General features: G+C 71.2%; 41 protein-coding genes. 7 read left to right on the top strand and 34 right to left on the bottom strand.

Features of this window, described 5'->3' with window-relative positions:
• Nucleotides 1-2: 2 nt before the first annotated feature.
• From J8M51_RS42860 to J8M51_RS42845, 4 genes are all read right to left on the bottom strand, one after another.
• Nucleotides 3-386 carry a hypothetical protein gene (locus J8M51_RS42860; protein WP_060880864.1) on the bottom strand — a complete coding sequence of 128 codons (384 nt, stop codon included), beginning with the start codon at nt 384-386 and terminating at the stop codon, nt 3-5.
• A 92-nt stretch (nt 387-478) separates the two neighbouring features.
• Nucleotides 479-931, bottom strand: coding sequence for a hypothetical protein (locus J8M51_RS42855; RefSeq protein WP_060880863.1), 453 nt, complete (start codon nt 929-931; stop codon nt 479-481).
• Nucleotides 932-1,140: 209 nt separating this feature from the next.
• Nucleotides 1,141-1,437 carry a hypothetical protein gene (locus J8M51_RS42850; RefSeq protein ID WP_060880862.1) on the bottom strand — a complete coding sequence of 99 codons (297 nt, stop codon included), beginning with the start codon at nt 1,435-1,437 and terminating at the stop codon, nt 1,141-1,143.
• A gap of 92 nt (nt 1,438-1,529) precedes the next feature.
• A complete protein-coding gene (locus J8M51_RS42845; RefSeq protein WP_060880861.1) occupies nt 1,530-2,549 on the bottom strand; it encodes a DUF932 domain-containing protein in 1,020 nt (339 codons plus the stop codon).
• 235 nt (nt 2,550-2,784) lie between these two features.
• Here J8M51_RS42845 and J8M51_RS42840 point away from each other — a divergent pair, with 235 nt between their 5' ends.
• Nucleotides 2,785-3,015: a hypothetical protein gene (locus tag J8M51_RS42840; RefSeq protein WP_060880860.1), complete on the top strand. Its 231-nt coding sequence runs from the start codon at nt 2,785-2,787 to the stop codon at nt 3,013-3,015.
• A gap of 287 nt (nt 3,016-3,302) precedes the next feature.
• Here J8M51_RS42840 and J8M51_RS42835 read toward each other — a convergent pair whose 3' ends face one another.
• From J8M51_RS42835 to J8M51_RS42785, 11 genes are all read right to left on the bottom strand, one after another.
• Nucleotides 3,303-4,010, bottom strand: coding sequence for a hypothetical protein (locus tag J8M51_RS42835; protein ID WP_060880859.1), 708 nt, complete (start codon nt 4,008-4,010; stop codon nt 3,303-3,305).
• Nucleotides 4,011-4,078: 68 nt separating this feature from the next.
• A complete protein-coding gene (locus J8M51_RS42830) occupies nt 4,079-5,068 on the bottom strand; it encodes a hypothetical protein (RefSeq protein ID WP_060880858.1) in 990 nt (329 codons plus the stop codon).
• A gap of 99 nt (nt 5,069-5,167) precedes the next feature.
• On the bottom strand, nt 5,168-5,485 hold the full coding sequence (locus J8M51_RS42825; RefSeq protein ID WP_086755606.1) for a hypothetical protein: 318 nt from the start codon (nt 5,483-5,485) through the stop codon (nt 5,168-5,170).
• Nucleotides 5,486-5,490: 5 nt separating this feature from the next.
• Nucleotides 5,491-6,099: a hypothetical protein gene (locus J8M51_RS42820; protein ID WP_060880752.1), complete on the bottom strand. Its 609-nt coding sequence runs from the start codon at nt 6,097-6,099 to the stop codon at nt 5,491-5,493.
• A gap of 87 nt (nt 6,100-6,186) precedes the next feature.
• Nucleotides 6,187-6,693, bottom strand: coding sequence for a hypothetical protein (locus J8M51_RS42815; protein WP_060880753.1), 507 nt, complete (start codon nt 6,691-6,693; stop codon nt 6,187-6,189).
• A 159-nt stretch (nt 6,694-6,852) separates the two neighbouring features.
• Nucleotides 6,853-7,671: a hypothetical protein gene (locus tag J8M51_RS42810; RefSeq protein WP_086755607.1), complete on the bottom strand. Its 819-nt coding sequence runs from the start codon at nt 7,669-7,671 to the stop codon at nt 6,853-6,855.
• Nucleotides 7,672-7,720: 49 nt separating this feature from the next.
• Nucleotides 7,721-8,272, bottom strand: a complete 552-nt coding sequence (locus J8M51_RS42805; RefSeq protein WP_086755608.1) for a hypothetical protein — start codon at nt 8,270-8,272, stop codon at nt 7,721-7,723.
• 144 nt (nt 8,273-8,416) lie between these two features.
• Nucleotides 8,417-9,610, bottom strand: a complete 1,194-nt coding sequence (locus J8M51_RS42800; protein WP_086755609.1) for a hypothetical protein — start codon at nt 9,608-9,610, stop codon at nt 8,417-8,419.
• 192 nt (nt 9,611-9,802) lie between these two features.
• Nucleotides 9,803-10,195 (bottom strand): hypothetical protein, encoded by a 393-nt coding sequence (locus tag J8M51_RS42795; protein ID WP_086755610.1) that lies wholly within the window; start codon nt 10,193-10,195, stop codon nt 9,803-9,805.
• Between the two features lie 635 nt (nt 10,196-10,830).
• Complete coding sequence (locus J8M51_RS42790) at nt 10,831-11,691, bottom strand: hypothetical protein (protein WP_086755611.1); 861 nt, start codon at nt 11,689-11,691, stop codon at nt 10,831-10,833.
• Between the two features lie 97 nt (nt 11,692-11,788).
• Complete coding sequence (locus J8M51_RS42785) at nt 11,789-11,995, bottom strand: hypothetical protein (RefSeq protein ID WP_086755612.1); 207 nt, start codon at nt 11,993-11,995, stop codon at nt 11,789-11,791.
• Between the two features lie 640 nt (nt 11,996-12,635).
• Here J8M51_RS42785 and J8M51_RS42780 point away from each other — a divergent pair.
• Both J8M51_RS42780 and J8M51_RS42775 read left to right on the top strand, forming a co-directional pair.
• The gene (locus J8M51_RS42780; RefSeq protein ID WP_267300044.1) at nt 12,636-12,845 is read left to right on the top strand and encodes a hypothetical protein; all 210 of its coding nucleotides are present in this window, start codon (nt 12,636-12,638) and stop codon (nt 12,843-12,845) included.
• Nucleotides 12,846-13,055: 210 nt separating this feature from the next.
• Nucleotides 13,056-13,205: a hypothetical protein gene (locus J8M51_RS42775; protein ID WP_267300043.1), complete on the top strand. Its 150-nt coding sequence runs from the start codon at nt 13,056-13,058 to the stop codon at nt 13,203-13,205.
• A 191-nt stretch (nt 13,206-13,396) separates the two neighbouring features.
• On the opposite strand, the gene J8M51_RS42770 is transcribed toward J8M51_RS42775, so the two are convergent.
• From J8M51_RS42770 to J8M51_RS42685, 18 genes are all read right to left on the bottom strand, one after another.
• Nucleotides 13,397-13,993 (bottom strand): LPD29 domain-containing protein, encoded by a 597-nt coding sequence (locus J8M51_RS42770; RefSeq protein WP_086764979.1) that lies wholly within the window; start codon nt 13,991-13,993, stop codon nt 13,397-13,399.
• A gap of 181 nt (nt 13,994-14,174) precedes the next feature.
• Complete coding sequence (locus J8M51_RS42765) at nt 14,175-14,588, bottom strand: hypothetical protein (RefSeq protein ID WP_086764976.1); 414 nt, start codon at nt 14,586-14,588, stop codon at nt 14,175-14,177.
• Between the two features lie 192 nt (nt 14,589-14,780).
• The gene (locus J8M51_RS42760) at nt 14,781-15,308 is read right to left on the bottom strand and encodes a hypothetical protein (RefSeq protein ID WP_086764973.1); all 528 of its coding nucleotides are present in this window, start codon (nt 15,306-15,308) and stop codon (nt 14,781-14,783) included.
• 130 nt (nt 15,309-15,438) lie between these two features.
• The gene (locus J8M51_RS42755; protein WP_179202693.1) at nt 15,439-15,609 is read right to left on the bottom strand and encodes a hypothetical protein; all 171 of its coding nucleotides are present in this window, start codon (nt 15,607-15,609) and stop codon (nt 15,439-15,441) included.
• On the bottom strand, nt 15,606-16,031 hold the full coding sequence (locus tag J8M51_RS42750) for a hypothetical protein (protein ID WP_086764970.1): 426 nt from the start codon (nt 16,029-16,031) through the stop codon (nt 15,606-15,608). The genes J8M51_RS42755 and J8M51_RS42750 overlap by 4 nt, the downstream gene beginning before the upstream one ends.
• 78 nt (nt 16,032-16,109) lie before the next feature.
• On the bottom strand, nt 16,110-16,403 hold the full coding sequence (locus J8M51_RS42745; protein ID WP_086764182.1) for a hypothetical protein: 294 nt from the start codon (nt 16,401-16,403) through the stop codon (nt 16,110-16,112).
• Nucleotides 16,404-16,718: 315 nt separating this feature from the next.
• Entirely contained in the window at nt 16,719-17,261 is a 543-nt protein-coding gene (locus J8M51_RS42740) for a hypothetical protein (RefSeq protein ID WP_086804379.1), read from the bottom strand.
• An 83-nt stretch (nt 17,262-17,344) separates the two neighbouring features.
• On the bottom strand, nt 17,345-17,779 hold the full coding sequence (locus tag J8M51_RS42735) for a hypothetical protein (protein ID WP_060880767.1): 435 nt from the start codon (nt 17,777-17,779) through the stop codon (nt 17,345-17,347).
• A 141-nt stretch (nt 17,780-17,920) separates the two neighbouring features.
• Nucleotides 17,921-18,127 carry a hypothetical protein gene (locus J8M51_RS42730; protein ID WP_086763535.1) on the bottom strand — a complete coding sequence of 69 codons (207 nt, stop codon included), beginning with the start codon at nt 18,125-18,127 and terminating at the stop codon, nt 17,921-17,923.
• 76 nt (nt 18,128-18,203) lie between these two features.
• Complete coding sequence (locus J8M51_RS42725) at nt 18,204-18,395, bottom strand: hypothetical protein (protein ID WP_086763538.1); 192 nt, start codon at nt 18,393-18,395, stop codon at nt 18,204-18,206.
• A 150-nt stretch (nt 18,396-18,545) separates the two neighbouring features.
• Complete coding sequence (locus tag J8M51_RS42720; RefSeq protein WP_086763540.1) at nt 18,546-19,115, bottom strand: LPD29 domain-containing protein; 570 nt, start codon at nt 19,113-19,115, stop codon at nt 18,546-18,548.
• A gap of 89 nt (nt 19,116-19,204) precedes the next feature.
• Nucleotides 19,205-19,591: a hypothetical protein gene (locus J8M51_RS42715; protein ID WP_086763542.1), complete on the bottom strand. Its 387-nt coding sequence runs from the start codon at nt 19,589-19,591 to the stop codon at nt 19,205-19,207.
• 30 nt (nt 19,592-19,621) lie between these two features.
• The gene (locus J8M51_RS42710) at nt 19,622-19,894 is read right to left on the bottom strand and encodes a hypothetical protein (protein WP_086804378.1); all 273 of its coding nucleotides are present in this window, start codon (nt 19,892-19,894) and stop codon (nt 19,622-19,624) included.
• A 64-nt stretch (nt 19,895-19,958) separates the two neighbouring features.
• Nucleotides 19,959-20,237, bottom strand: coding sequence for a hypothetical protein (locus J8M51_RS42705; protein ID WP_237277440.1), 279 nt, complete (start codon nt 20,235-20,237; stop codon nt 19,959-19,961).
• 186 nt (nt 20,238-20,423) lie between these two features.
• On the bottom strand, nt 20,424-20,684 hold the full coding sequence (locus tag J8M51_RS42700; RefSeq protein WP_086804377.1) for a hypothetical protein: 261 nt from the start codon (nt 20,682-20,684) through the stop codon (nt 20,424-20,426).
• 79 nt (nt 20,685-20,763) lie between these two features.
• A complete protein-coding gene (locus tag J8M51_RS42695) occupies nt 20,764-20,997 on the bottom strand; it encodes a hypothetical protein (protein ID WP_086761674.1) in 234 nt (77 codons plus the stop codon).
• 481 nt (nt 20,998-21,478) lie between these two features.
• Complete coding sequence (locus J8M51_RS42690) at nt 21,479-21,778, bottom strand: hypothetical protein (RefSeq protein ID WP_086761672.1); 300 nt, start codon at nt 21,776-21,778, stop codon at nt 21,479-21,481.
• Between the two features lie 793 nt (nt 21,779-22,571).
• The gene (locus J8M51_RS42685; protein ID WP_086761670.1) at nt 22,572-22,931 is read right to left on the bottom strand and encodes a hypothetical protein; all 360 of its coding nucleotides are present in this window, start codon (nt 22,929-22,931) and stop codon (nt 22,572-22,574) included.
• A gap of 414 nt (nt 22,932-23,345) precedes the next feature.
• On the opposite strand from J8M51_RS42685, the gene J8M51_RS42680 reads away from it, so the two are divergent.
• From J8M51_RS42680 to J8M51_RS42665, 4 genes are all read left to right on the top strand, one after another.
• Nucleotides 23,346-23,858: a hypothetical protein gene (locus J8M51_RS42680; protein ID WP_086761669.1), complete on the top strand. Its 513-nt coding sequence runs from the start codon at nt 23,346-23,348 to the stop codon at nt 23,856-23,858.
• Between the two features lie 55 nt (nt 23,859-23,913).
• Nucleotides 23,914-24,627 carry a hypothetical protein gene (locus tag J8M51_RS42675; RefSeq protein ID WP_086761668.1) on the top strand — a complete coding sequence of 238 codons (714 nt, stop codon included), beginning with the start codon at nt 23,914-23,916 and terminating at the stop codon, nt 24,625-24,627.
• Between the two features lie 73 nt (nt 24,628-24,700).
• Nucleotides 24,701-25,012: a hypothetical protein gene (locus tag J8M51_RS42670; protein WP_060880779.1), complete on the top strand. Its 312-nt coding sequence runs from the start codon at nt 24,701-24,703 to the stop codon at nt 25,010-25,012.
• Between the two features lie 87 nt (nt 25,013-25,099).
• Nucleotides 25,100-25,528 (top strand): hypothetical protein, encoded by a 429-nt coding sequence (locus J8M51_RS42665; RefSeq protein ID WP_060880780.1) that lies wholly within the window; start codon nt 25,100-25,102, stop codon nt 25,526-25,528.
• A 163-nt stretch (nt 25,529-25,691) separates the two neighbouring features.
• On the opposite strand, the gene J8M51_RS42660 is transcribed toward J8M51_RS42665, so the two are convergent.
• A partial coding sequence (locus tag J8M51_RS42660; protein WP_267300042.1) for a hypothetical protein occupies nt 25,692-25,991 on the bottom strand: 300 nt, incomplete at its 5' end.

The raw sequence follows: 25,991 nt of genomic DNA, 5'->3' as shown, positions 1-25,991 counted from the left end.
AGCTATGGCAGTTCGAGGTGGGCGGCGCACACCCACGACTGGACCCAGCCGTGGGCGACGCGGTCGATGAGGACGTCGTGGCTGTTGGTCCCGGGCTCGCACAGCCCGCACTCCACGTGCTCGCTGCGTAGCAGCTGGAGCGGGGTGAAGCGGGCTGTCGCGGGCATGGCCCACCGCTCGGTGCGGACGGTGTCGTTGTCGTACGGGCGGTAGCTGACGGGGACGCGGGCCATCCCCGGAAGGTCGTGGTGGTCGGCGCCGGTCACGGTGACCGTGGTGCCGCCCACGTTGAGCAGATCGCCCTCGCGCAGTTCGCGCGCCTCGACGGCGGTGATGACGGAGCCGGTCCAGACGATGGCACCCGCGGGCAGGTCAGCAAGGAACATGGGGCAGCGTCCTTTCCAGACGGTGATGGGCAGCAGGACCGGGAGCCGTGCGGGGAGGCCGGCAACCGGCCCGCCCCGCACGGCTCCCGGGGCTACGCGACGGCCGCGAAGGCGCTGCGGATGGTCTGGAGCTGCTTCTCCGCCGTCTTGACGCGCGGCCTCAGCTCCTCCAGCTCGCGGGTGGTCTTGGTCAGCTTCTTCAGCGCGGCGTCGAGCTCGGCGCTGTACCACGTGGCCTTCTGCGCGCGCTCGATGAGCTCGGCCAGCGTCAGCCCGCTCACGTCGATGGCCGAGGGGTCCGGGGCCGCCTTCGGCGTCTGGGTCTGGTTCTTGTGGACCTTGGTGTGCGGCCACACCCCGCTGGCCTTCGGCCGGGTGAACTCGCAGTTGGGCCAGACGCAGTTGTAGACCACCGTTCCGTCCGCCAGAAGGACCTTCAGGACCTCCTTGAAGTAGCGGGGGTTCTCCGGAGTGCTGCGCGGGGTCTCGGCGAATTCGAACTCGATGACCTCAAGGCCGTTGAGGATTCCGTTGGCGGTTGCCACAGGTGCAGCTCCTAACGTGAGCACAGGAAAGGGAAGTTGAGGGGAAGGGGGCCACGGGGTGCCGGGGACGGGACCGACGCCCCGTGGCCGGTCGGTGAGCCGCTGCACGGCGGCCAGCTCGGGCGGCAGGCTTGACGGCCGACGAGGTCGAGCACCCACGACGGCGCCCCGCGCAGGGAGCGGCCCGTGGTCACGTCCTCTTGGCCGGTTCAGCGGATGCGGGTGTGGCGAGCGGCGATGTCGGCGCTGCTCAGCTGGCAGGTCGGGCAGGGCCGGGGTGCGGCGGCGGTCGGCGGGCCGGACTTCCAGGTCAGGCCGCGACCGCACCGCGCCGACACCGACGAGATCCAGTAGCTGGCGCGCTCCTCGGCCCACAGGCTCTGGGGGTTGCCCGCCCAGTAGCGGGTCGACCAGAGGCCGGCCGCGATGTGGACGTAGTGGCCGTCCTCGTGGGCGCTGACGCCGTACCCGTACCGGGCGGCGTCGCGTGCGGCGTCAGGTGACACGGAAATCTCCGTCGCTTCAGTCGCTGTGGTCGCTGAGGGAGGGGGCCGCCGGGAGCGGGTGGGGGTGCTCCCGGCGGCCGGTCAAGGGCCGGTCAGGCGGCCAGCGCGAGGAGCTGGCGGTGGGCGGCGGTCTTCTTCTTGGTGACCGCGCCGATGTCGGACAGCGACCGCGCGGCGCGCGCCGAGACGGTGTTGGCCTTGGCGTAGTGGTCGAGGTACTCGCCGATCGCGTTCCAGCCCGCCCACGCGGTGCCCCGGATGCTCTCCTGGGTGGCCGCGTTCTCGAAGAGGCCGCGCAGGGTGGTCATGCGCTCCTCGTAGTTCTTGCGGGTGCGGGTGGTGGGGCTGGTCGGGATGGGCCACAGGTCGCGGCTGGTGACCAGCTTCTCGAACTGGCCCATCGTCAGCGGAGTGTTGAGCATCCGCTCGGCCTCACGCTCGAACGCGTCCTGCCAGTCGAAGAGGACGGCCAGCTCGTTCTCCAGCGTGACGAGCTTGTCCAGGGCAGAGCGGGTGTGGGGGACCGACACCTTGTGCTTGGCGCCCGCGATGATGATGCGCTGCATGTTGCCGCAGTCCAGGCGGGTCGGGCCGATGTGCAGGGAGTTGGACGAGGAACCGTCGTGGCTGCCGAAGAGGGTCAGGTGCATGTTGTGCTCGTCGACCCCGCCGATGCGCACGGTGCCCGGCAGGCTCATCGAGATGAAGAACTTCTTGCCGCCGTCGTACGCGCCCGCCTTGTGGAAGACGGCGCCGCTCTCGCGGCGGGCCAGGTCCAGCACGTTCTCGTACGCCTCGATCTGGACCGGGGTGTACTTGCGGCCCACGGCGCTGAGGTACTCGGTGGCAAGGGTGCGCGGGTTGGTGCGAACGGTGGCGCGGGTGTCGGGCATCTTCACCTCGGTGGCGCTGACACCGTCCTCGTGGATCGTGACCTCGCTGGCGGTGACGTTGCCCATGAGGCGGACGTCCCAGTCGCGAAGGTCGGCCATCTCAAGGGCCTCGCGGGCGGTGTTCGCCTCGCTGACGTCGGCACCCAGGATGCTCCAGGCGTCCTTGCGGCCCGGGGCGCGAAGGGCGGTTCCGTTGGTGGGGATCTCAAGAACAGTCACAGGCAATAGCTCCTCAGTCGACTGGGGGCCCGTCCGACCCCCTGACCCTTTTAATATTACGCATGAGGTACTCTTGAGTCAAGTTAAAAGGGTCAGCGAATGAGAGTGCCGCCCCCAGCACCCCCGCGGACATGCAAAAAGGCCCCGTCGGAGAACAAATCGTCAACCGGCGGGGCAGCGGGAAGGGCGTGCGGGACACTCACTCGTGGCGCAGGAGAGTCCTCGGAGGAGAATCATGGTGGGGCGTAGGCAGAGGCCGGCCAAGAGCCAGGCCGTCGCGATTGCGGTCGTGGTCGTCGGCGTGGTGGCCTTCGCGGCCGCGCTGGTGGCCAACTCGGCTCAGCAGGCCGCAGGCACGTGGACGGCGATCACGGTCGTCGTGGCGTGCACCGGGTGGCTCGCGTGGGACGGCTGGCGCCGGTGGATGCGTGAGCGGGCGGAGCGGCGGGAAGAGCCGACGGCGTAGCGAGCAGGGTCCGCGGCCTGCGGACAGAAGAAGCGGGGCCGGACAGCAGACCGAAGTCTCCCCCTCCGGTGAAGAAGGGGGTTTGCAAGACCGTCCGGCCCCTTACCACGAAAGCCGCCGCCCAGGCCGCCGAGGCGGCTGGGACGAGGCCAACGCACCGCCAACTGTAGCGGCCCGGCACCATGGCGAAGCCCCGTCCCTTGCGGGACGGGGCTTCTGTGCGCCGGACACCGGGCGGTCATGGAGGAAACGTGGTGTCCCCGACCGCTCCGGACAGGCGGGGAGGGTCATTCGGTGTCGGCGAGGGCGACGTTGTGCATCCCGTCGTCGGTGGCGGCGTGCTGCGGGCCCTCGGCGTCAGAGTCCGGAACCCGCTTGCCGCGCCACTGCGAGGGATTGCCCAGGTCGACGGGGGCGTCCGGGGCGCCGCTCAGCCAGGAGTAGATGCCGGCGTCGTAGTAGTACGCGTCGCCGTCCTCGAAGTAGAACTCGGAGTTCCCCCGGTACCACTCTTCGTCGAAGAGCTCCCAGCGGCATACCAGCCTCTGGCCGTATACATCCTCGATGACGCCGAACACGCGGTTGATGTCGTCGGCGGCGTACCCGTCGGAGAACACGCCGCGCAGTTCGGTGATCTCGTCCGGATCGGTCGAGGCCGGTTCGGACTGCTTCATGCCGCCGACCTGGCGGATGATCTGCTCGGTCTCCTTGTGTCCGGACTGCGCGACGAGGTAGGCCACCTGCTTGTCCAGGCCGTGGTTGTTGATGTCGGCGGCCTGGCGGCCGGCCTCGTCGTGCAGCTCGTCGCAGGAGGCGTCCTCGTCGTCCCGGTCGGAGGAGTTGGACGCGCCGCTGGCGTACTGCGAGGCGGCGTCGTGCACGGCCTCGTCCAGGTCGAGCGGGTCGATCCCGAGGGAGCGGGCGAGGGCGAGGAGCCGGCCGGCGTGAGCGGCGTCGGCGGGGCTGAGCGGGGCGTCGGCTTCGATGTCGAGCAAGGCATCACCTGCTTCGTCTGAGTGCCCAGCAGGGCGGTGGGGGAGGGGGCGGAGTGCGCGGCGAACGGTCAGGCGTCGGCCTGTGCCCCGGTGGGCTCGGCGGGCTGGATCTTGCGGTTGCGGATCAGCCAGTCGCGGACCTCGGCGACGTCGCGGGTGCGGCGGCCGTCCTTGGCGGGGAAGGGGTCCTCGACCTTGTCCGGGGTGTAGGCGCGCGCGTAGTGCTTGAGCGACTCGATGTTGAGACCGAACTCGCGGGCGAGAGCACTGGCCCCCAGCCGGCGCGACTCCTTCGCAGGAGCGGCGGCGGCCTGCGGGCGCAGCGCGACCTGCCCGGCGTCTTCCAGGTCGAGGAGATCGGACAGCCACTCCGTCTGGCCCGGCTCCTCCAGGTGCAGCACCTCCGCCAGCCACTCCACGGGCGTGTTCGAGCCGGCCGTGCGCGCGAGCCGGGCCCGCTCGACCACGTCGCGCTGGCCGGTGGTGAGCCCCAGCTCGTCCAGGTAGATCCGGCCGTCGACGGGCTCCGAGCCGTCCGTTGCCCGCTTCAGCAGCCAGGCGCGGAGATCTGCCCAGTCCCGCGCTCCGCTCTCGTCCGCCACCGGGAGCGGGTCGCTCTTGCGCAGGAACCAGGCCCTGACCTGGCTCCAGGAACGCTTGCCGTCGTCGTCCGCAGGGGGGAACGGGTCCTCGACCTTCCCCGCCGGGTAGCGCTCGGCGTACTTGTTCACCGCGCGCCGCGTCAGGTCCAGGAGGTCGGCCAGTTCCAGGGTGTCCAGCAGCACCTGCGTGGGCTGGACGGAAAGGACCTTCGTGGCCAGATCGCGCGGGCCCGGCCGGTCGGTCCGGGTGAAGGACTGGTCGGCGTACCACTCCAGCACGGCGTCGCGGTCGCGGTAGACCGTGCGCCCCCCGAAGTCGGCCTTGCCGCCGGGAAACGTGGGGTCCTTCGCCCAGTTGTGGATGTGGGCGCGGCCGGTGGCCTCGGCGATCTGTGCGGCGGTGACACGCTCGGGCAGCGCCGCGAAGGCCGCCTTAACCTCTGCGATGTTCTTCATGAGGGGACTCCGGGTGGACGTATTGGCAGCTCAGGGCGGGACTTGGTGATTCTTTCCACCCTCTCGGGTTCTCTAATGTTCTCATGAGGGGGTTTAGTGTCAACTTTGAGGGTCACTCGCGAGTGGCGGAAGAGGCCGGCCGTCGCGGCGCAGGGCGCGGAGCGGCCCGCCGGCCGCGTGCACGGCGTCGCGCCCGGCGGCGGTCAGCCGGAACAGGTGAGGATGGCCGCGGTGCTCGGCGCCGGCATCCGGTGCGCCCAGAAGGTGGCCGCAGCCGTCCAGGAACCCGGCGAGGCCGAGCACCTCCAGCGCGTGGACGTCCGCCTCGCTGACGAGCATCGGGTGGATGCTGCCGGAGGCCCGGACGGCGGCGTCGCGGAGCGCCGCGAGCCGGCGAGGGGTCAGGCGGGGCGGCATACCGGTCATCCCCAGGTCACGTCGCGGCCGTGGTCGGCGCACCACTGGGCGAGATCACGCAGCTCGGCCAGGCGACGCTGGAGGTAGCCGGCCCGGCGGCCGCCCATGTGAATGCGCCCGCTCCAGTAGCCGTCGACGCCTGAGTCCTCGGGGGTCAGGGCGAGTGCGACCAGGACACGGCCGAGGAAATCCCCGGCCGGCAGCCTGCCCGCATCGCACGCCGCGTGCCACGGCCCGGCGGAATCCGGGGCGGCGCCGGGAAGGGAGCGGTCCTCGCGCGCGGTGGCGCAGAGTGCCGGCGTCGTGTCGGCGCCGGACGACTCCGGTGCCAGAAGGCCGAGGAGCTCCGCCAGGCGCACCGCGTTGGGCTCGGAGACGTTCACCTCCGGCATGTCGCCGTCGGGGTCGACGTCGTGCACGTACAGCGGGTAGTCCGGGCAGATGTCGGGCATCGCGCAGCCGGGCAGCGGGTCCCGGGAGCCGGTGGCGGGGAGCGCGGCGAGGGCCTCCTCGTACGTGTCGTGCCGTGGGGCGAGAGCGGTGGCCCGCTCGCAGCCGCAGCTGACGACGAAATGGCCGGCCGGTCGCCAGTCGGCGGTGAAGGTCACGGACACGGGCGCGCGCCTTTCTTGTCTCTGTGCAGCGGATCGAATGGCGGGGCGGGTGGGTGTTGCGGACTCCGCAACACCCAACCCGCGCGGTCAGTAGCGCGCGGCGACCGGGCCGATCTTGTGGAGCGGCGAAGTGAACGGGCTCTCCATGCCGGGGTCCGTGCCGAACAGCGTCCGGTGGATCGCGCGGGCGTACACCCACTCCTCGTCCCAGCCGCCGTCGCTGTCGATCGCGAAGCAGTCGGGGGCGAGGGTGTGGGCCCGCAGCATGACCGCGGTGACCGCCATGTCGTACGGCTTGGGCCGCGCGAAGCCGGTCTTGCAGAAGGAGTAGGTGAAGCCCCGCTCGTCCTCGAACTCCGGGTCCAGCTCGATGGCAAAGGTCTCGTAGTCCTCGTCGGCGGCCATCAGGCCGTTGAAGACGATGGCGTCCTCGTCGATCCGGGGTACCCCGGTGCCCGCGCCGCCCGCGAGCGCGATGTCCTGGCTCTGTTCGACCAGATCCAGGATCGCCGCGGCGTCCAGGCGCAGCTGCAGCCAGATGGACCGGAAGTTCTCCGCCTTGGGCGTGTACGCGAAGTAGTTGACGTGTCCCATGGCGGAGCTCCTTGCGTCGGGTACGGGTTCGTGGTGTGCCGGCCGGGCGCTTGCATCGCCCGATCAGCTATTCACTAATGTACTCGATACGGGGACGTCCGTCAAGTTGTGAGGGTCGCATATGGCGTCGGGGTCCGGCGTGTGCGGCCCGAGAAGGCTCTACGCGGCGGCGGCCGAGCCGTTCGCGGACATGCCGCCGAGGGTGCGGAGGTGGTGCTCGCAGCCGTGCGCGAGCGTGCGCACGTGGGCGTCGAGCGTCTTGTAGTCGACGCCGTCCCCGAGACGCAGGCCGCGGGCGGTCTCCAGGGTCTGCTGTTCCACGGCCGTGAGCGCGTACCCCTTGGCGACGGCGACCTCGATGTGGGCGAGAAGTTCCGGCACGCTCATGCCGGCGAACGGGAAGCCGTGGCGGTTGTGGGCGGCCAGGCGAGGGTTCGGCGGGATCCCGAACGTGTAGTCGCGACGGAACGTCCCGCACGCCGTCTCCGAGCGGTCCGCGATGCCGGACAGGTCCGACACGTGCTCCACCGCCAGGACGCCGCAGTTCTCGCAGGGGCCGGCGTGCTGCTGGTACTCGCGGCACACGTCGAGGTGCTGGGCGCGGGCTGCGTCCTCTGCCTCGCGAAGGGTGCGGAAGACGTCGGGCTCGTCCCAGTCGTAGTACTGGGCGTTGACGTAGTAGTCCTCCTCGAACCGGCCGTTGTACGACCAGCAGCCCTCGGGGGTGTAGACGGTCGTCGTGAGGTCGTGCGGGGTGAGGATGAGCCCGTTGTCGGCCCACACCTGGGCCGTGCAGCCGCATTCGGGGAACCGGCGCACCCAGGAGACCGAGATCATGTCATCGCCCAGAGTGCCCGCTTCGAAGGTGAACGGCTCCGGGTGCCAGATGCGCTTCACCTGGGCCCACGCGTCGGCGAGGGTAAGGGATGCGGCGATTCCGGAAGCGGTCAGAACCAGCGGCAGGGTGGGCGGGGTCACGGTGCTCCTCAGTGGTTCGGTGTGCGGGATGGTGGCGTGCCGCGGCGGACTACTTGCCGCCGACGAGCTTCACCGAGGCGACGCGGTGCAGATGGAGCTCCGGCTCGAACGCGTCCGCGTAGTCCTTCACCGGCCCGTCGTAGATGGAAGACATCTCGAACGCCTCCTGCCAGGTCAGCGGTTCGATCCTCCCGCCGTCCACCACCCAGGCCCTGAGCAGGAAAGACCCGTCGTCGTTCTTCGTGTGCACGGTGACGGCTGCGCCGAGTTCCAGCGCGCGCGAGGCGGTGGCCACGTAGCGCATCAAGTCGTCCTCGGCGGTGACCTTCGTTCCGTCCGTCACCATCAAGCGTGCGAACAGCGGCTCCTCGCCCAGCTCGCCCTCGTGCTGGAGATGCATGGTCATGAGGTGGTTGCCCTCGCCGAGGCCGCTCCACAGTGCCCGCAGGAGCAGGTCCGGCATGAAGCCGAAGCGGTCGGTGTACTGGTCGTGCGTGATCGCCAGGGTGGCCGCCTCCGTTTCGATGAGCTTGCGGCACACCGTGCGGACGCGGTCGTGGCGGGCCTGGGTCTCCGGGTTCGTCGACTCGCTGGCGCTCATGTGGTGTGCCTCCTGGGGGTGGGTGATCCCTGAACTGATCACTAATGTACTCAGAAAGGGTTGCACGGTCAAGGTATTAGGGTCGAACGGGTCAGGGGGTACGGGGCGAGGCGCCAGCGGGCCAGCGCCAGGTCGGCGAGAGGGCTAGGAAGTGCGGTGCTGGCGTGCCGTCTCCGCCTGCGCGAGGTGCGTGAGGACCAGCGCCGCAGCCGCGCCCTCGGGGGAGTGGAACGGCTCCGTGATGCCCGGTCCCGTCCACCGGCCGTCGGCGGTGCGGCGCACCGGGCCGAGGTCCGTGGCGCCGATACGGACGGACTGCTCGCCGGACACGGTCGGGACGCCGATCCGGGCGCGGCTGAGCGCGTCATTGATGTCGCGGACGGTGCCCAGGCGGCCGGTGTCGTCGAGCACCAGGGCGGTGGCCTCCAGCCGCTTTCCAGTCTCGGCAGCGAGAGCTGACATTTCCCGCAGCAGGCAGCCGGTCTCGCCCCCGCGGCGGGCCGGGGCCGGCGGGGTGGCGCTCTCGGCAGCGGTCCGAACGGCCTTCAACCGGGCCGCCGTCGCACGGCAGTTCCGCGCTGATCCGGCGAACTTGTCCAAGGGCAGGGCAGCCATGGCCGCGTCGATGTCGGACCGGTCCATTCCCGGCGAAGGTGTCTCCTGCAAGCTCCGCCAGATCCGGTGGAGCGTGGCCAGATCAGCGTCGGCGCCGTGCCGCGCGGCATACCGTCCGTACAAGCCGGCCGGAGGCTGGGCTGCGGTCGCCTCCAGCCGGGCGCGGGCCTGGTGGCAGAAGGTCAACAGGCGTGACAGCGGCAGGGCGAGCCAGTCCCGGGCGTCGCCGGTCGACTCGGACAGCAGGACCCGGGCGGGCGCCTGAACCAGCGGGATCAGTCGCGCGATCCGCCGGCACCCGGTCCGGCTGTGCACCGCGTCGAGCTCCCGCCCGACGGTCTTGAGCCCTTCGAGGATGGCGGCGACGGACGGCTGGCGCAGGGCGTAGAAGGTGAAGACCCGGGCGGCGCTGTCGATGAGTTCCTGGCGCTGCAGCGGGATGAGGCTGACGGCGACCCGCGCCTCGGGGGCGCCGGAGTAAGCAGTGGCCAGCTCGTCGGGCAATCCGTGGACGGCGATGTGGAACATGGCGGCGTCATCGCCCGCGCCCAGCAGGCTCGGCCGGACCGGTCCCGCATCGCGGCCGACGCGTGCGCGGTGTCCGGCGCTGGAGGAGTGGACCTGGCCCACGGCGCGGCCGTCCTGAGTCAGGACATCGTGGTCCTGCGGCCCAGCGGGCCGCAGCTGGAACGAGGGAAAGGAATCGAGGGGGCGGGTGTCCACGCAGGTCGCTTTCGATAGAGGAGCAGGGGAGGAGACGGCCCACCCGGAGACGGGCTGCGCCGGGGCTGGGGTCAGACCGTGCGCAGGAGCAGCCGCAGCCTTGGGTGCGGGGGGAGCGGCCGAAGGCCAAGGGGGAGGCCAGCGGGGCTGACCTGCGCGGGGGACGTGGTGTCCCCCGCGGGCGCCGTCGGATCAGACAGCGAGGGTGAACGCCGGACGCGGCGCACCGGGGCAGGCTGCTGCGCCCGGCGCGGGGAGAGGTGCGGCAGTGATGACCATGACGAGCTCGTCCGGCCGCCACACGAAGGACTCCCCGTCCAGCGCCACCGACTCGCCCGCCCGGTCCATCGCGGGCACGGCCTCGAAGGTGGCGAAGGTGTGCACGCCCCAGAACATCCCGCGCCGCGCGGCGGTCGGCTGCTCGCAGTCGCCGAGGTACCAGTCGCCCGGCCGGACGTCACGAGCGGCGACCACGCGCAGCGCGGCCGCGTCGGCCAGCGGCTGCTGGTAGGCGAAGCCCCCGGAGTCGGTCAGGGGGCGGGCGGTCACGATGACCGGGATGAACGCGACGTCGGCGACGGCCATGAGCAGGGCTCCTCGGGGCGGGGGTATCCGTGGTGTCTCCGGCCCGGTGCTTGCTTCACCGAACCCGATAACTCAAATGTACTCCATAAAGGGGGGTGGGGCAATATTGAGGGGTCAACGGTGTGGAGGAGCGCCATGCAGCAGACCCGTGCCGCGCCCCACACCCTTGCTGCTCGCGAGGCAGCAGATGCAGCACCAAGATCCTCCGAGCCTCGGGCACGCCGTCGCGAGGGCTGTCGGCAACACCCTGGGCACCAGCCGCCACGCTGCGCCGCGCTGCGAGCGTGACCTGCTCATTTGCCTGGTGCAGCACCGAAGTCCAGCAGGCGCAGCACGGTGGCCGGCACCCCCCAAGAGATCGCGACACAGCGCCCCTTGCTACGCGCTGCTCCGAGGCAGCGCAGACCGCTGCAAACGGGCTGGCGAGCCGGGCTGTTTCCCGAGGCCCTTTGCGGTCGGCCCCTTCAGCGAGGTGACATGACGGCCGCCGGCCGCTGGCCCGCGCAGCCCTACGGCCGGGGTCCCGGGGCGCACGAGAAGTCACCCGACGTCCCGCCCACAGCGGTGAGGAAGACCGGCGGGGCGGCCCGGAAAGCCGGACAGGTCAGGCCGCGCGAAGGCTGGCGGCCTCCGGGTTACCGGACCTTCGCGGGCGCATCCATGCGGATGGCGCGCGCCGTGGTGTGGCTGCCGCTTGTGGCGAACCCGACGATGGCCCCGGCGCCGACGGATGCGCGCGGAGGTCGGCCAGCGGTGACCGTGCCCATCTGAAGATGCCGCTCGTACGCCCCGGCCGGGCACAGCTCGTACTCCCAGTCGCTGGGCAGGTCATCGAGCGAGACGTCCTGGTAGGTGCGCTCGACGACGACCTCCATCGGCATCAGGTCATGCGGGGACCGGGTGCAGCGCCGGCAGTCGTAGATGTCCCCTTCGGCGGGGAGCCGCTGGCCCACGTCCCAGTCGGTCCGGCCGTGTTCGCGCCGGTGGAGTTCGGTGAGGCGAGCCAGCTCTGCGCGGACGGCGTCGCCGGTCGGCAGCACGGTGGGCCCCTGCCGGAGGAGCCGGTAGAAGCGGGAGCTGTCCGGGTTGGGCGGGGGCGGAGTCGGGTCTCCCCGACCGGGCAGCTCGTCCAGGCCGATCGGGCGGAAGGAGGTGACGGTGTGCTCCTCGACCAGGCGGTCCACGACGGACCACTCCTGATCGAACGCCCAGTGGCGGCGCACCGCGTACGGAACGGAGACGCGCGCCCGGTCCTGGGTGCTGCGGGCGCTGCGGTGCCGCGACTGGATGACCCACGCGACGCTGTGGAGCTGGGCCAGAACGAAGTCGTGGTCCGGCTCGACCACCGCGCGGCGGCCGGGCCGGTGGGCCGCGGCCGGCTCGAACAAGGCGATGACCGACGAGCCGTGGCGACGCAGGGAGGCGACGGTTTCCAGGTGGGTGCCGGTCAGGACGACGGCGCCGGCGTACAGGTCCTTGGCTTCGGTACTGCGCATGTGCTCCTTCAACTCGTGGTGTGTGTGCCGTCCGATCCGCATCCGGGGCGCCGGACCGGGGAAGGGGCCGGCCGCGGGGCCTGCCGGCTCCCTGTGTTCAGCCAGTGGCGCGCGTGGCCGCGCCCGTAACGGACGCGTCGAAGACCAGGTCCCGCGCTTCGCGGGGCTCGAGCAGAGCCGAGACCCGGAGCTCCTGGATCGTCTCGGGCATGTCCCACGGACCGAAGATCCGGCCCGGGAGGACGGAGAACTCGGCGGTGTAGCGGCCACGGTCGGCGCGAACGGTAACGGTCAGGTCTGACATGAGCGGGCCGCTCCCTTCGAAGTCGGGGTGTGGAGGGGGCCGGGCGGTCGGCTCAAGGGCAGGCCGACGCGCAGAGCAAGAGGCGAAGTGCCGGGCCAGGACGGCCAGGTCCAGCCCCGGAATGTGGTGTCCCCCTTGGGGCGGGGGTGTTTGGGCACTGAGTCGGAGACCGGAGCAACCCCCATCCAAGTGCACCAATGTACCTGAATACTATCATGAATCAAGTTTATTGGGTCACGTGAGCGGGTGTTCATGAAGAGGCGGGCCGAAGGAGGTGGAGGGGACCGGCGCCCCACGGCAGCGAAGAGGGCGGGCGCCCCCGGTCACAAGGGGAGAGGGGGCGCCCTCCCCTTGTTGCTCCTCGGCGAGAACGAGTCCGTCCCCACGAGGCGGCGGGTCCTGCTCGTGTCCGGGGTGGCGGGCTTGGGGTGGGCGCTTCGCTTGCTGAGCGTGGCGCCCAAGGTCTGCCGGCGGTCCGCCGCGGCCTCGCTGTCGTGGCCGCGGGAGCGGCGGTGCCTGGCCCCAGCTGACGGCAGGCTTGCCGACGGGAGGCGAGGTTTGCCAGTCCGAGGGGGCGGACGCCTGCGCAGGGCAGCGCGGCCGAAGCGCGGACAGCAGCAGGTGCTGCTGCACGCTCAGCGTGTGCAGCACGCTGCTGTGCAGCGGCCGGCCCCGCTGCCGTGCAGCGGCCGACCGCGAGGAGCTGCTGCGCATCGGCTTCGCGGCGCGCAGCACGGAGCAGCGCAGCGCGACCCCGCCCGGTCTGCTGCTCGGCGGTCCGTATCTCGCGCTGCCCGGTCTGCTGCTCGGCGGTCCGTATCTCGCGCTGCCCCTGCTGCTGCCATTCTGACCTGCGGAAATGAGGTGCAGCGCTGCAAGGGCAGCGCCCTCCCCCGGGGACCGCAGCAGGAGTGGGCGCTGCCCGGTCGTTCGCGTGCTGCGCCGGGCGGCTTGCAGCGGATGCGGCGTCAGGTGCTCGGAGTGCAGCAGGGGGCGGGTGCTACCGGGCGACGTTGATCAAGTACTTGCCCGGTTCCAGGTGTCCGCTGCACGCGAGGTCGTGCAGCAGCTTCCCGACGTAGTCGAGGGTGCCGGCCCGCCGCTTGCCCAGCTCCTCGGCGACCTTGAGGTCCGGGTCGTCGCGGAGCGTGATGCGGGAACCCTCCTCGGCGTCCGGGTCGTAGTGCTCGTGGACATTTACACCGCGTGAAGCGTGCCGTTCTGGGCGTCGAGGCCGCGGGTCGCGCTGTACGGCCGGCCGTAGTGCGTGGTGATGAAGTTCTCGAGGTCCTTGTGTCCGACCTCGCGGTAGGTCTTGGACGTGGTCTTGAGGGTCAGGCCGGTCCCTTCGTTCGGGGGAGGGGGCGGGGGCCCCGGCCTGGCGGCCGGGGCCGGTCGGGGTCAGGCCGCCGTGCGGTTCAGGTGGATGGCGAGGGCGCCGGGCTCGCCGTGGTGGCGGCGGCCGTCAACGGTGACGGACACCCAGGCCGGGCGGCACTCCTCGGGGCTGCCGTAGTTGGCGAGCAGCGGGGCGGTGACGGTGGCGACGGCGGTGCGGCTCGGGCCGCCGCTCCAGGTGACGGTGATCTCGTAGCGCTCCAGGTAGCGCTCCTTCGCGCGCTTGGGGCCGCAGCGCACGGAGAACTTGACGCCGGGGAAGGTGCGGCGCAGCAGCTGGCGCAGGTAGACCGCGGTGGCCTTGGTCGACAGGCGGATCGCGGCGTAGTTCCGCTCTTCCTCGGTGGGCTCGGGGATGACGGAGGTGTGGCGGACGTGGGAGACGCCGGTCGGCCGCCCGTCCGTGGTGCGCAGTTCGTAGCGGGTCGCGGGGATCCCGAGCAGGACGTCGGCGGCGCAGATGCCGCAGGAGCACGGCTGAACCGTCGCCGGGCCGTGCAGGCGGGTCGCGGTGCCGACGTAGCGGACCTTGGCGCCGGGGGTCAGGCGCAGGGCGAGGTAGGCGGTCGCGAGGCTGCGGCGAGCGGTGGCGGTGGTCATGGCGCACGTCCTTCGGTCGGGGCGTTCGTGGTGCCCGGTCCGGCGCTTGCATCGCCGTTCCGGTAATCACTAATGTACTCCATGAGGGGGGAAACGTCAAGCCTTAACGTCGCCCACTCTGGCGGACGGGAGGCGGGGGTGTGCCGCGCGGCTCTGCCCTGTGTACGCCGCCGCCTCGGCCTCACTCGTACGCCGTCGTCCAGTCCTCCGTGCTCGGGTACTGGTGTGCGTTCTCGCCGCCGTGGTCACGCACGAGCTCACGCAGGAGGGCGGCCGGGACCGGGCCGTACCAGGTGGCGGCCGCGGTGTCGTACGGGTCCTGGCGCGGGTGTGCGGGAAGCGGTGCGGGCCAGTCCTCGGGTGCGGTGAGCGGCGGGATCAGCCCCACCTGGAGCGCCTCGTACGGGCCTGCGAAGTCGGCGGGCGCGCTCGCGGGCAGGTCCCACCGGGAGGGGAGTGGAGAGGCGGGCCGGGGGCTGCACTGGCTGGCGTGGCCCGTGATGATCTGGACCTCGAACCAGTCCGCCAGGCGCACCTGCAGGACTGTGCCGGCAGTACCTCCTGAGATGGCGGCGTCGGTGATCTCGGTGCGCATCTACTACTTCCTGTCGGCTCGGGCCGGGGCTCGTGACGGTCGCGCGGGGGCGGCCCAGGGGGTGTCACGCCCCCCTGTCACGTGGGGTGTCACGCCGGGTGTCACGGTGTCGAGCGTGACAGCTCTGACCTGCGAAAACTCCCCCGAAAGGCCGGTTTTCCGGCCCTCCGGCGAGAGCGTGACACGGGCGGTTCAGACCTCGCGGGCGAAGGGGCGCAGCGCAGCGGGCGGCACCGAGTACGCGGAGCAGCCGGGGTGGAGCTCACGGTCGGCCTGGGGCTGCTCGAACTCGGCTGCGTCGTAGAGCCAGGGGCGGCGGCGGCCGTCCAGCGTGCGGTCGTAGTCGCGGGCGATCCAGCTGAGGCGCACGTCGCGGGGGCCGAAGGCGTAGTCGTGCGAGTTGGCCCACGCGCCCTCGGTGTCGCCGCCGCTCAGGCGGCTCAGGCAGGTCCAGGCGAGTTCGGTGTAGCGGCGGCGCAGCGGGTGCTTGACCTTGTCCCAGTCGTTCTCGACCGACCAGATCGCCGCGTCCAGGGACTTGAGCTGGTTGATGCTCGCGCCGAAGTGATGCAGGAGCGTGGCGTTCAGCTCGACGGGCTTGCCGTGGTAGACGAACAGCCGGTGCTCGGGGTGGCCCTCGTCGGCGCGCAGCGGGTTCTCGTCGAGCAGCTGGTGCAGGGCGTCGTGGAGATCGGTGGTGGTGATGCGGCTGCGCGCCATGTGGTGCTCCTCGGGCGGTCGGTTCGTGGTGTCGCCGGGGCGCTTGCATCGCCCTGACATTCACTAATGTACCTTAGTAGGGGGTGTGTGTCAAGTCTGCAAGCGTTCGACCGAGGGCGCGCGCTCGCCGTCAGCCTCCGCCGAGCGCACGGCGCCGACGCTCCTCCGCCTCGGCGTGCGCGGCAGCGGACCGGGCGGCGGACAGGCACCGGTACCGGTCGAGGTCGCAGTCCTTGAGCGCCTGCGCCATGGCGGCGCTGTACGCCTCCCAGGAAGGGCGCGGCGGCCCGGACGCCGTCACCGGCCGACCGTCTCGTCGGCGTACTGCGTGGCGAAGGACAAGGACCCCGGCTCGTCCACCCAGGCCAGCACGCGACGCGCGCGCCCCCGCCATCCCGGTGACGCCTTCACCCGGTCACCCCACCGGCTCCGGCCCTCCGCGCACGTCGTGCACAGCAGCCGGCCGTGCACCTCCCACACCTCCGGATCGGCGGTGAAGCACACGGGACAGCACCCCGCGGACCAGGCCGGGGGATGGCACGGCGCGGACACCAGGGCCGTGATGATCACGTGACCGCAGTGCGAGCACTCGATCCCGAACAGCGCGTTCCGCTCGCAGCGCGGACAGAACTTGCCGGAGAGCGCCCGCGCCTGCTCCTCGGTGCCGACGACGTCGACGGCGGGGATCGTGGCGCTGGCGTTGCTGCTGCGCGTGACGGGCATGGCGGGCTCCTCGGTATGCAGGGTGGAGGGGGACTGTCCGGGGGTGCGGGTGTGCCGGGTCGGGTCGGCGCGCCGGGTTCAGCGGAGCTGGCGCCGGGTGGTGACGGAGTAGCGGGTGAGGCTGATCCAGTCGCAGCCGCCGTGGACGTACAGGTCGCCGGTGGCGGGGTCCTCGCCGGACTGGTCGACGTCGAGGCGGCTGTAGCGGGTGAGATCGCGCACGAGGTCGAGGAAGTCGTCGGCCGCCAGGTTCCGGTCTGTGTAGACGCCCTTGATCGAGCCGCCCTCGTTGTCCTCGCCGGACTCGAGAATCCACACGCTCGGCTCCAGCTCGATGGCGGGGGTCTGCGTGGCGGTGGCGAGCTCGGTCATGGGCGTCACTCCTTCTCAGGGCGGGTTCGTGGTGGCCGAGGAGGGCTTGCTCCCCCCTCGATACATACACTAATGTACCTCGTTTTTGACCTGCGTCAACTTTAAAGGGTCGAACTTGGGTGGGGGTGGTGCCCCGTGGGGGCCATCGGTCGGGGCCCTTCGGAGTGACTCTGTTCGCCGCGACGGCACTCGCTGGCGCCGACCCCACGCGCTGGCCAGGGGGGTGGGTGCCGGCGGGCAACGTGGTGTCCCCTGCGCCGGCCCGGACGAAGAGAGGGAGGGCGGGGCGCCGGTGCGCCCCGCCCTCCCTGGTGGTCACCTGCGGTACTCGGCCATATCGCCGTGCTCCCAGATGAAGCTCTCGCCCCACCAGTCGTCGTCGTCGTGCTCGGCATCGTCGGCCGCCACGGGCTCGGTGAGGACCGTGGCCCGGCGGTGGGCGACGTGGTGCAGGGCGAGGAGCGCGGAGACAGCGCCGATCGCGGTGAACGCGCCCGGGGTGGGCGCGGGGATGGCGGCGTGGCTGCGGTCGACGGCGAGCGTCGCCATGAAGACACAGGTCGTGAGCAGGGCCAGGAAGTCGGCAGCGATGGCGAGCGCGGCCCACATCGGGCGCAGGGTCAGCGACCGGTGGTCCCACGGGCGGTGCGGGCCATCGGGGTCGAGGGCGTGCGTCAGGAGGACCACGCCGAGCTGGATGCCGCCGAGGAGGACGAGAAGGACCGCCGTCGCCGAGCCGCCGTAGACGACGGCGGTCAGCAGGCTCGGCAGCAGCAGGACCAGCACGAGATGGTGCAGGAGGGCGCAGTGCCGGTGCGGGCAGGCGCGGGTGGGCAGGTGGCCGTGGGCGGCGTTCATCGCGGAGGTCTCCCGGGCGAGTCGAAGAGGTAAGGCGCGGGGGCCGGGGCCGGGCGTTCGCGCCCGGCCCCGGCGGGCGGGTCTCAGTACCGGCGGCCGTGGCGGGCGCGGCGGTGGGAGCGCCGGTGCGCGAAGTGGTGGACGGTGCACAGGGCGAGGAAGCTCGCCATGGTGACCAGCCCGCCGGAGGAGAAGAGCACCGCGCCGGAGCCGCCGCCGAGCTGCGCGCCGAGTACGAGTCCGGCCGCGATGAGCAGCACCAGGACGTCCGTGGTGAGGGCCACGGCGGCACGCACCGGGCGGACCTGCTGCTTGGGGCCGCTCCGTGCGGCGCGCTTCGCGGTGATCACCATGAGCAGGCCGAGGGTGGCGAACGCGGCGAGCGCGAGGACCGTCACGCTGGTGCCGCCGCCGAACAGGGCGGGAACCATACCCACGACGAGGACCGTGCGGCCGACCAGAGTGCACCAGCGGTGCGGGAAGGACTGGGCGATGCCGTGCTGGGCGGTGCAGCTCATCAGGAATCCGACTCCTCGTGACGGGTGTTCGTGGTGTCCGGAGCGGGTGCTTGCTTCACCCGCTCCGGTATTCACTAATGTACCTGAAAATGAGATGCATGGCAACCTATTAGGGTCACGCAAGGCATGGGTGCGCCCTGGTCAGCGGACGCGGGTCCTGCGCCTCGCGTGACGCCGGGCCAGGGCGGTCTCGATCGGCCCGGCCAGGGCTCCTGCCGCGAACCCGCCGCACAGGCGCGCCCACAGGGGTGCGTGATGGTGTGTCGTGATGTACCAGAAGGCTTCGAACAGGAAGCCCAGGACGGCCCATACAAGGATGTGGGCCAAGCTGAAGATGCGTGCGTACATGGGGTGCCTTTCCGGCGGGCGTCGGGGTGTGAGGTCGAGGAGACGGGCAGCCCGGTGGGGGCCGCCCGGTCCCGAGTCAGCAGGGCATCTCGCGGTGGCAGGCGTGGCAGCAGCGGCCGCAGCTCGCCTCGCAGTTGACCTGGACTCGCTCGCCGCAGCCCTCGCACGGGATGTACGCGTCGTCGGGGGCGAAGAAGCCGCCAGCGCCGGACCCGTCGCAGGCGCACAGGGTGGTGGCGGTCTGGGGGGTGGTGGTGATGAGCGGCATCTCGACTCCTCGTGGTGGGGTGGCCCGTGGTGACCGGCTGGGCGCTTGCTTCGCCCTTTCGGTAATCACTAATGTACCCCAAAAGGGGGGAGAGGTCAACTTTCCGGAGGGGTGCGGCGGGAGAGCGGCGACGGCGGTGCGAGCGGCGGGTCAGCGACGGTTCAGGGAGATCACGTCCACGAGCGGCGTCCCGTATGCCGTGCGGCCGAAGCGTGTGACCGTGACCGGCCGCGCCCGGCGGCGCTCCGGCGTGGTGTAGTCGGCGAGGAGCGGCGCCGTGACGGTTGCCACCTCGATGTCCGAGGGGCCGCCGCTCCAGCTCACGGAGAGCCTCCAGCCGCGCCTGCGCCGCACCGAGAACCGGACGCCGGGGAAGGCCCGGCGCAGCATCTTGCGCAGGTGTGCTGCGGTCTGCGGCTGCGTCAGGGGCGTGGCGTAGGTCTGGAACAGCTCGTCCGGGCGGAGGTGCGGGATGACCGAGGTGTACCGGACATGGACGAGGGGCGCGGCGTTGCCGTCGGGCGTACGCAATTCGTAGTGGGAGGCGGGGGCTCCGAGCAGCGTCGCGGACATGCAGATCGTGCACGTGCAGGGCTGCGCGCTCCACATGCGGAAGGTCTCGTCGTCCTCGTGGCGCACCCAGGTTCCGGCGGGCAGCCGCAGTGCCAGGTAGCCGGCCGTGTACGGGCCCGAGGCCGGTGCGCTCAGTGCCGCCGTCATTGCCTGTGTCCTCTGTTCGGGGGTGGGTAGGGGCGCGTGTCACTGCCGGGCGAGGAGCGGCGCGCACGTCGGGCGCCTTGGTCGGCCCGCTAGGACTCGAAGCCGTGGAGGCCGGGCCACTGCGCCGAGCACGCCGGGCAGAGGGTGCCGCAGTCGTTGAGCGCTTCCTCGTGGTCGTGCCATCCGAGGGCGCGGGCGGCCCTGGAGCCTTCGATCTGGCCGCCCTCGAAGGTGGCGGTGCGGCCGCAGTCGACGCAGACCACGGAGTGAGCGTTCAGGGCGTCGGACCGCTTGAGCAGGTGCCGCAGGACCTTGGCCGCGTTCTGCTCGTGCAGGTAGGCGTGTTCGTAGCGGAGTTCCTTGAGCCCTTGACCGTCGTACGCACGGGCAAGGGCGTCGGCCAACAGGGTGCGCCCGGCGGGGTCCTCGCTGTCGAGGAGGAGGCGGGCGAGTTCTTCGAGGCGCTCGGCGCTCACAGGAAAACCCTTCGGAGTTCGGAAGGCGGGTCAGGGGTGCTGCGGAGCCACGGGCCGCAGCGCGCGGGCCAGGCACTCGTCCAGGTCGTAGCCGACCGCCTCCCGCGCCGCGTACTCGGCGTCGACGATCTCGCGCGGGAGGTCCATGCCGAAGCCGTAGGAAGTGACGTCCGGTCCGGCCTGCGCCGAGGCGGTCACGTCCAGGAGGCCGTGGAGAGCGGCCCTGGCCTGCTCCAAGGTGAGCGTGTCGCTGTCGATGAGCGCGCGGATCTCGGCCTGGCGCTGCTCGGCTCGCTGGTCCATGAGTACCTCCTCGGAGGGGATCGGGGGATCGGGGCGGCTGGTCGGCCGCACCGACCGGGGCGGCTCAGACGACCCGCATCCCGAACAGGCGCGGCGTGGTGTCGCGGACGCCGCACCACTCGTCGGCGCAGTCGGGGCACATCTGGTGGGGGCAGCCGCAGTCGTCCAGGTCGTCGCCGACGTGCCATCCGGCGTCGTGGGCCGCGTCGGTGCCCTCGTCCGCGTCGTCGAGGAAGGGGGAGAGCCTGCCGCACTGGCCGCACTCGATGCGGTCGAAGTCGATGACCTCCAGGACCTCGGTGCCCATGAGGCGGAAGGTGGTCTCGGTGAGCATGGCGGTCATGGCGCACTCCTTGCGGCGGTGGTTCGTGGCGGCCGGTCCGGGTGCTTGCTCACCCGCTCCAACAATCTCTAATGTACTCCACTGGGGGGTAGATGTCAAATTAAAAGGGTCGAGCGGGTCAGGGGTGCGCCCCGGTAGGAGGTGAGTAGTGCCCTCGGCGACGGCCCGCCGTCCTGCTGTGACGCTTCAGTCCGGGAGGCCGGCTGCACGCAGCACCGAGACGGCGCCGGCCCACAGGCCATAGATGGATGTGTCGCGGGAGGCGGATGCGGTGCGCAGGAGATCGCCGAGCCCTGCGGGGTCCCGCTTCCAGTGGTCATGGATGGATGTCGAGGCGAGCTGCTCGCGCAGCGTCGCGGCGTCGGCGGTGGTCAGGTGGTCGACGGCGCGCGCGATCGTCGCGAGTCGTTCCGAGCGGACCTGTTCCGGGGTCTTCGAGGGGGTCATGGGTGCTCCGGGTGGCGAGGACGGGTCGGGGGGCTGGCGAGGCTGGCGGGGCCGGGGTGGCCCCGCCAGCCTGCGGTGATCAGCGGGTGGGGAGCAGGCGCAGTACGGCGGCCGCGTGCTCGATGTAGCCCAAGGTGAACAGGTGGAGCCCGGCCTCGTAGCCGTCGCGGACTCGCTCGTCGGTGGCGTCCTCGGCTGCGACGTGGAGGTGGTCGCCGATCCAGACCGCCGGGTCGGTGTGGGGAAGCCCGAAGTGGTCGTAAAGGGAGGCGAGGGCCGTGGGGGTGTTGGTGTTGGTGATGTCGTGGGCCATGGTCACTCCTGGCGTCGCGCTGGAAGGTTCGTGGTGGCCGGTTTGGCCTTGCTTGCCGCCCCGGTATTCACTAATGTACCCCAAGAGGGGGGAGGGGTCAAATTAGCGCGTCACCCTGGGGTTTGGCGGCGGCCGTCAGTCGACGGCGACCGCTGCACAGAAGGTGCCGCGCCCGTCGGCGGGTCATGGTCCGTCGGGCTCAAGGGCGAGCTGCTTGCGGACCGGCGGCGCGTGCACGAGGTGGGCGCGGAGGCTCCCGCCTGGCCGTCGAACTGCTCACGCGGGATCAGGAGGAGCTCACCGTACGCGGCGCAGTCGGCGCACGCGCCGCGCAGATCCGCCACCTTCCATCGGGGGTGGCGTCGCTTTCAGGGGTGGCCGCACCCGATGGTGAAGCGGGGCTCGATCAGGGTTCGGTGAATGTCCGGGTCTCCTCCGTGGAGGGGTGGCCGGTGTGTGCTGAGGGTGCGGGGGAGCGGAGCTACAGCCAGGGCCGGCCGTCGCCGGGCCGCACTCCGATCACCCCGGCGTGGCCCAGGAGCTCGGCCTCGACCGGGTCGCTGGCGTAGTCCCAGCCCTCGGCCTCGCGGTGTGCGGCATAGGTGTAGGAGTGGCCGCGTGTGCAGCCGTAGCCGGTTTCGGTGTGCCGTACGGGGGCGCCGCACTCGTAGGCGGTGGGCCCGTCCTCGTCGTAGCCCTCGACGAGGTCGTGGCACCGATCCTCGGTGTCGGAGCCGCCTCGCTCATCCACGGGGGTGTCGGTGGGGTTCGCGGCGGACATGTGGAACTCCTTGTGTAAGCAGGGGGGAATGGCGGCGCGGCGCGGCGGCCGGGGGCGCGTATGCGGCTCGACAAGTGAGCAGCCTTCGGAGATCACTAAAGTACCCTCGCGGCGGGGTCGGGTCAACGTTTAAGCGTCAAGCTGGAGGGAGGGGGCAGTGGTGTCCCCCTTCCGAACGGCTGCGGTGCGCGCGGCGAGTCGGCGGGCAAGGTGCAGTCGGCTCCATGACGGGGTCGGCGCCGCGCTGCGGCTCGTCGACTGCCTGTTGGCCCGCCGAGGCGGAGAGGAGGCCGAGCTGTCGCGTCCGTCGCCTCCGAGGATCTGTTCTCCCGCGCCGTCCCGGGTGGGGCGGGTTCGGCGCCTCGGTCGTGACGGTCCCTGGCTGCGACCGCAGGGAGGTGACGGAAGCCGAGGGCGCGCGCCCTCGCCCACGATGTCGTCGGACAGGCCGCTGCCGCGTGCCGGATGGGAGGCCACCAGCGGGGGCGCCGGGCCGCTTCGGAACCGCGCACACCGAGGTTGTTGCCGGGGCGGTCCGGAGTCCCATGCCCTCGGCGCTCCGCCGGGTGCTCCAGGCTGCGGCGCTGGGCGGGAGCCATGGTCGGATCGGTCGGAGAGGTACGGAGCGCTGCGCCGGAAGGCGGCCGGATGCCGTCGCGCCGGGTGTCACGCGCCCTGTCACGCCGGGTGTCACGCTCACGTGCGTGACAGCCCTGACCTGCACAAACACCCCTGGAGGGGCGTTTGTGGGGGCTCCAGGGGGCGAGCGTGACACCATGAGGGTGGCCAGGTGTCAGCTGATGCTGATCCTGCCCGCCGGGATCCTGTCCGCTGCGCGGAGGGGTGTCAGCCGCAGGGCCATGCCCTCGGCCCGGGTCTCGATGATCAGGACGCCGCTGGTGTGTACGGAGACGTCGCTGCCGATCCGCAGCGCATCATGGGTGAGGCCCTGGACCTCGTCGGCTGAGGCTTCTTCCTTGAGGGCGTCCTTCGTGCTCCAGGTGCCGCGCCCGGCGTGGGTCGCTTCGACGCGGTAGCGGGCTGCGAGGGTGTGGGCGGGGGTCATCCGCTCCCAGCCGTCGACCGGTGTGAACCGGAAGCTGACGTGGTCGGCATAGAGAGTCAGCGTGCCGTCGTCCAGGAGGGTGGCCACGCTGTCGTCCTGGTGGAGCAGGACAGCCGCGGCGAGTTCGGTGCTCGCTCCGGCGAGCGTGCCGTCCGGAATCGTGTACCGCTCCAGGGTCCGCCAGTCCGCGTCGGCGCCGTCCTGGCGCTCGAAGGAGTAACGCGCGGCGAGGTCCGGGATGGACAGGTGGCCGTGAGCGTCGAGCGATATGAGTGCCGTCAGGGCGAGCCTCCGTGGTGAGTCGATGTGGGACGCAGCGCCCCGCGATGCATTGCAAAATTACCCCATGAAGGGGTTGTGGGCAATCTATTAGCGTCACGCGCCGCACGTCGAACAGCCTTCGATGACTCTAAAAAGTTGACACAAAGAGGGGGGTGGAGTAAATTAGTGAATGCGGGTGATGCAAGCACCCGCCCCCACCACGACCGCCCGGAGACCTTCATGGACGCCCCGTTCCCGACCTCGCTCGAGGACCTCGCAGTCGAGATGACCCGGCACGGATGGGAACTTTCCTGGCATCGCGACTACGGCACGGCGCGCATCGAGGGCAGCCGGCGAGGAGGAGCGGCCGTCATGGCCACCGCCCGCTACACGCTCAAGAAGGGCTGGGTCACCCGCTTCTACGTGATCGGCTCGGTCGACGACGGATGGACGGAGTGGCTGCGCGTTCGACGCGCTGGCCTCGTCCACTTCATCGCCTCGTCCCGCCTCCCGCTCGATGCCCCCCGCTGGGCCGTGAGCAGCTCCAAGTGCCGCTGCCGCAAGGGTGCGCAGCCGACCCTGTGGCGCGCCCTGCACCTGCTCGTGGGCATCCAGCTCGACCGCCTCAGCAACCACGGCGCCGAGCAGGAGAAGAGGGCTTACCGGTGCCACCTCGACGCCCGGCGCTGGCACCTCACATCACAGGCCGAACGCACCCCGGGCCCCTGGCGCGGGACTGCGGCCGCCCTCTGAGCCAACACGCCCTGCCGAGCCGATGCGAACCCACCCCGCCAAGGAGCCCTCGACCATGTCCAACCGGATGCCCCTGAACACCAACGGCCACGACCTCCTGCCCAAGCGCACCGACGACGTGATCGTCTTCGCTGAACCCGGCGAGGAGCCGCTTGTGGCGGGCGTCCACTGGCGCTGCGCCACCTGTGATGAGCGGCCCGTTTACGTACTGCGTGACGGCGCCGTCCACGTCCAGGACCCGTGCCCCTACCCGATGGGCATCACCACGGAGATCACCCTCGACGTGCCGTCCGGGAAGCTGATCGTCACCGACGACCTGCGCGACGTCTACGACGTCGACATCGACGCGGGCGCCTCCTACAACACCGCCCTCGGCAAGGCCCAGGTCGTGAAGGCCATGGCGGCCCTCGGCTGCGCCTACGGCCCCGTGGGCAACAGCTGCCCCGGCCTGTACCGCGACGGGGAGAACAGCTACATCGTCGCCTCCCCGATCCGCGACGACGACGATGTCCCCTCCCTCCCGGAGGAGGACCGCTTGGCGTGGATTTGCACCGACCTGTGGGCGTACTCGATCGCCGACTTCGAGGACTGGAAGGCCAAGGGCGGCACCCCGGAGGACAAGCGCCTCGGCCACTACACCGTCGTCGACGTCGCGCCGGGCACCTACAAGTTCACCCTCCACGTCGGCGAGCGCGGCTTCGACAACTACGCCGCCGACACCGTGGTCTTCGCGCACGTCGAGCGCGTCGCCCCGGCCCCCACCACCTGAGAACCACCCTCTCCGGGCGCTCCCGCCCGAACCCCATCGCGAACCACCCACGCCACACACCCAGGAGCTGCACATGCCGTTGTCCCAGCGCGACTTCAAGCTGTCGATGAGGATCAGCCCCATGAGGCCGAACAGCCCCGACGACGAAGGACTCCGGAGCCTGCTCGTGCACCGGCTGCGCGGCGCCGCCAAGGCGGTCGCCCGCATCCCCCTGAAGGCCAACCTCGCGACGGCGGGCCTGAAGAAGTACTCGGTGCACTGCGAGCCCTGCCGCTCCTGGTTCGACCTGCCCGAATGGGGCGAGGAAGTGACCTGCCCCAAGTGCGAGCGCCTGTACGCCCTGGAGCTCGCCGTCTTCTCCGCCGTGCCCAACCCCACGGACTGAACACCCCACGGTGCGGGGCGTCGACCATCAGCGGCGGCGCCCCGCACCGCGTTCGCCCCCACCCCTCCCGCGACAAGGAAACCCTGCATGATCCGTGAGACCCGGTTCCTGATCTCCCGCAAGCCGTTCGCCATCGACCTGTCCACCGTGACCGCCAGGCAGGTCAAGCACGGCGACAGCAACCCCTACTACCACCTCCACGGACAGGCCAATGCGCTCTGGATTCGCCGGCAGAAGGGCGTCGACCGGGCCTGCATCGGCACGCTCAGCCTGTTCCGCCAGTACATGCGCGAGCCGGTGGACCTCGACGATCCCCGCGCCATCCTGACCGCCGACCTCGACGGCCGCCACGGAGGCGAGTGCCTCGGCCGCTGGGACGGAACCCGGTACTGGGGCGCCCAGGAGCCCGCCCTGATGGAACAGCACCTGGAGATCCTGCGCCCGCTGCTGGCGAACCACGAGAACCCGCCGGCGGGATACGACGGCTGGTGGACGTTCCAGACCCACGCGAACTGACTGACAGCCCGCGGTACCGGCCGGTGCCGCGCCCCGGCGAACCTCCGTTACAACCCCTCGCCGGGGCACTCGTGGTGTCCCCTGGCGCGCGGGAGCCCGAGCCCACCGGCGCGCCACATGATCCGCCGGTGGGCTCGGGCACCAGCCAGGCGAAGGCCGCCCGTCAGTGACCCGTGAGGCGAACCGCGTGGGCGAGGAGCGCGGTCACGACCGTCATGTCGGCCGGCGCAGCCCAACTGATGTAGGTGGTGGAGCTGGCGTATCCGGGGGACGCGTCGCGCTCCAGCACCGTGCGCCCGTCCACGTGCCCGAACTCGATGCCAGGCACAGCCGGAAGCCGCTCAGGCAGCACCGCGCCGTCCTGCGACCCGATCGGGCGACCGCCGCCGAGATCGGCCGCCAGGAGCCGGAGGTGATCCTCGTCATGGGCGCAGCCACCGTGGCAGGACAGCAGCGCCAGACG

Origin of the sequence: Streptomyces griseiscabiei (genome assembly GCF_020010925.1) — a bacterium.
GTDB lineage: Bacteria > Actinomycetota > Actinomycetes > Streptomycetales > Streptomycetaceae > Streptomyces > Streptomyces griseiscabiei.
The sequence above is the reverse complement of the archived record's forward strand: the minus strand, read 5'-3'. Positions and strand labels throughout refer to the sequence as shown.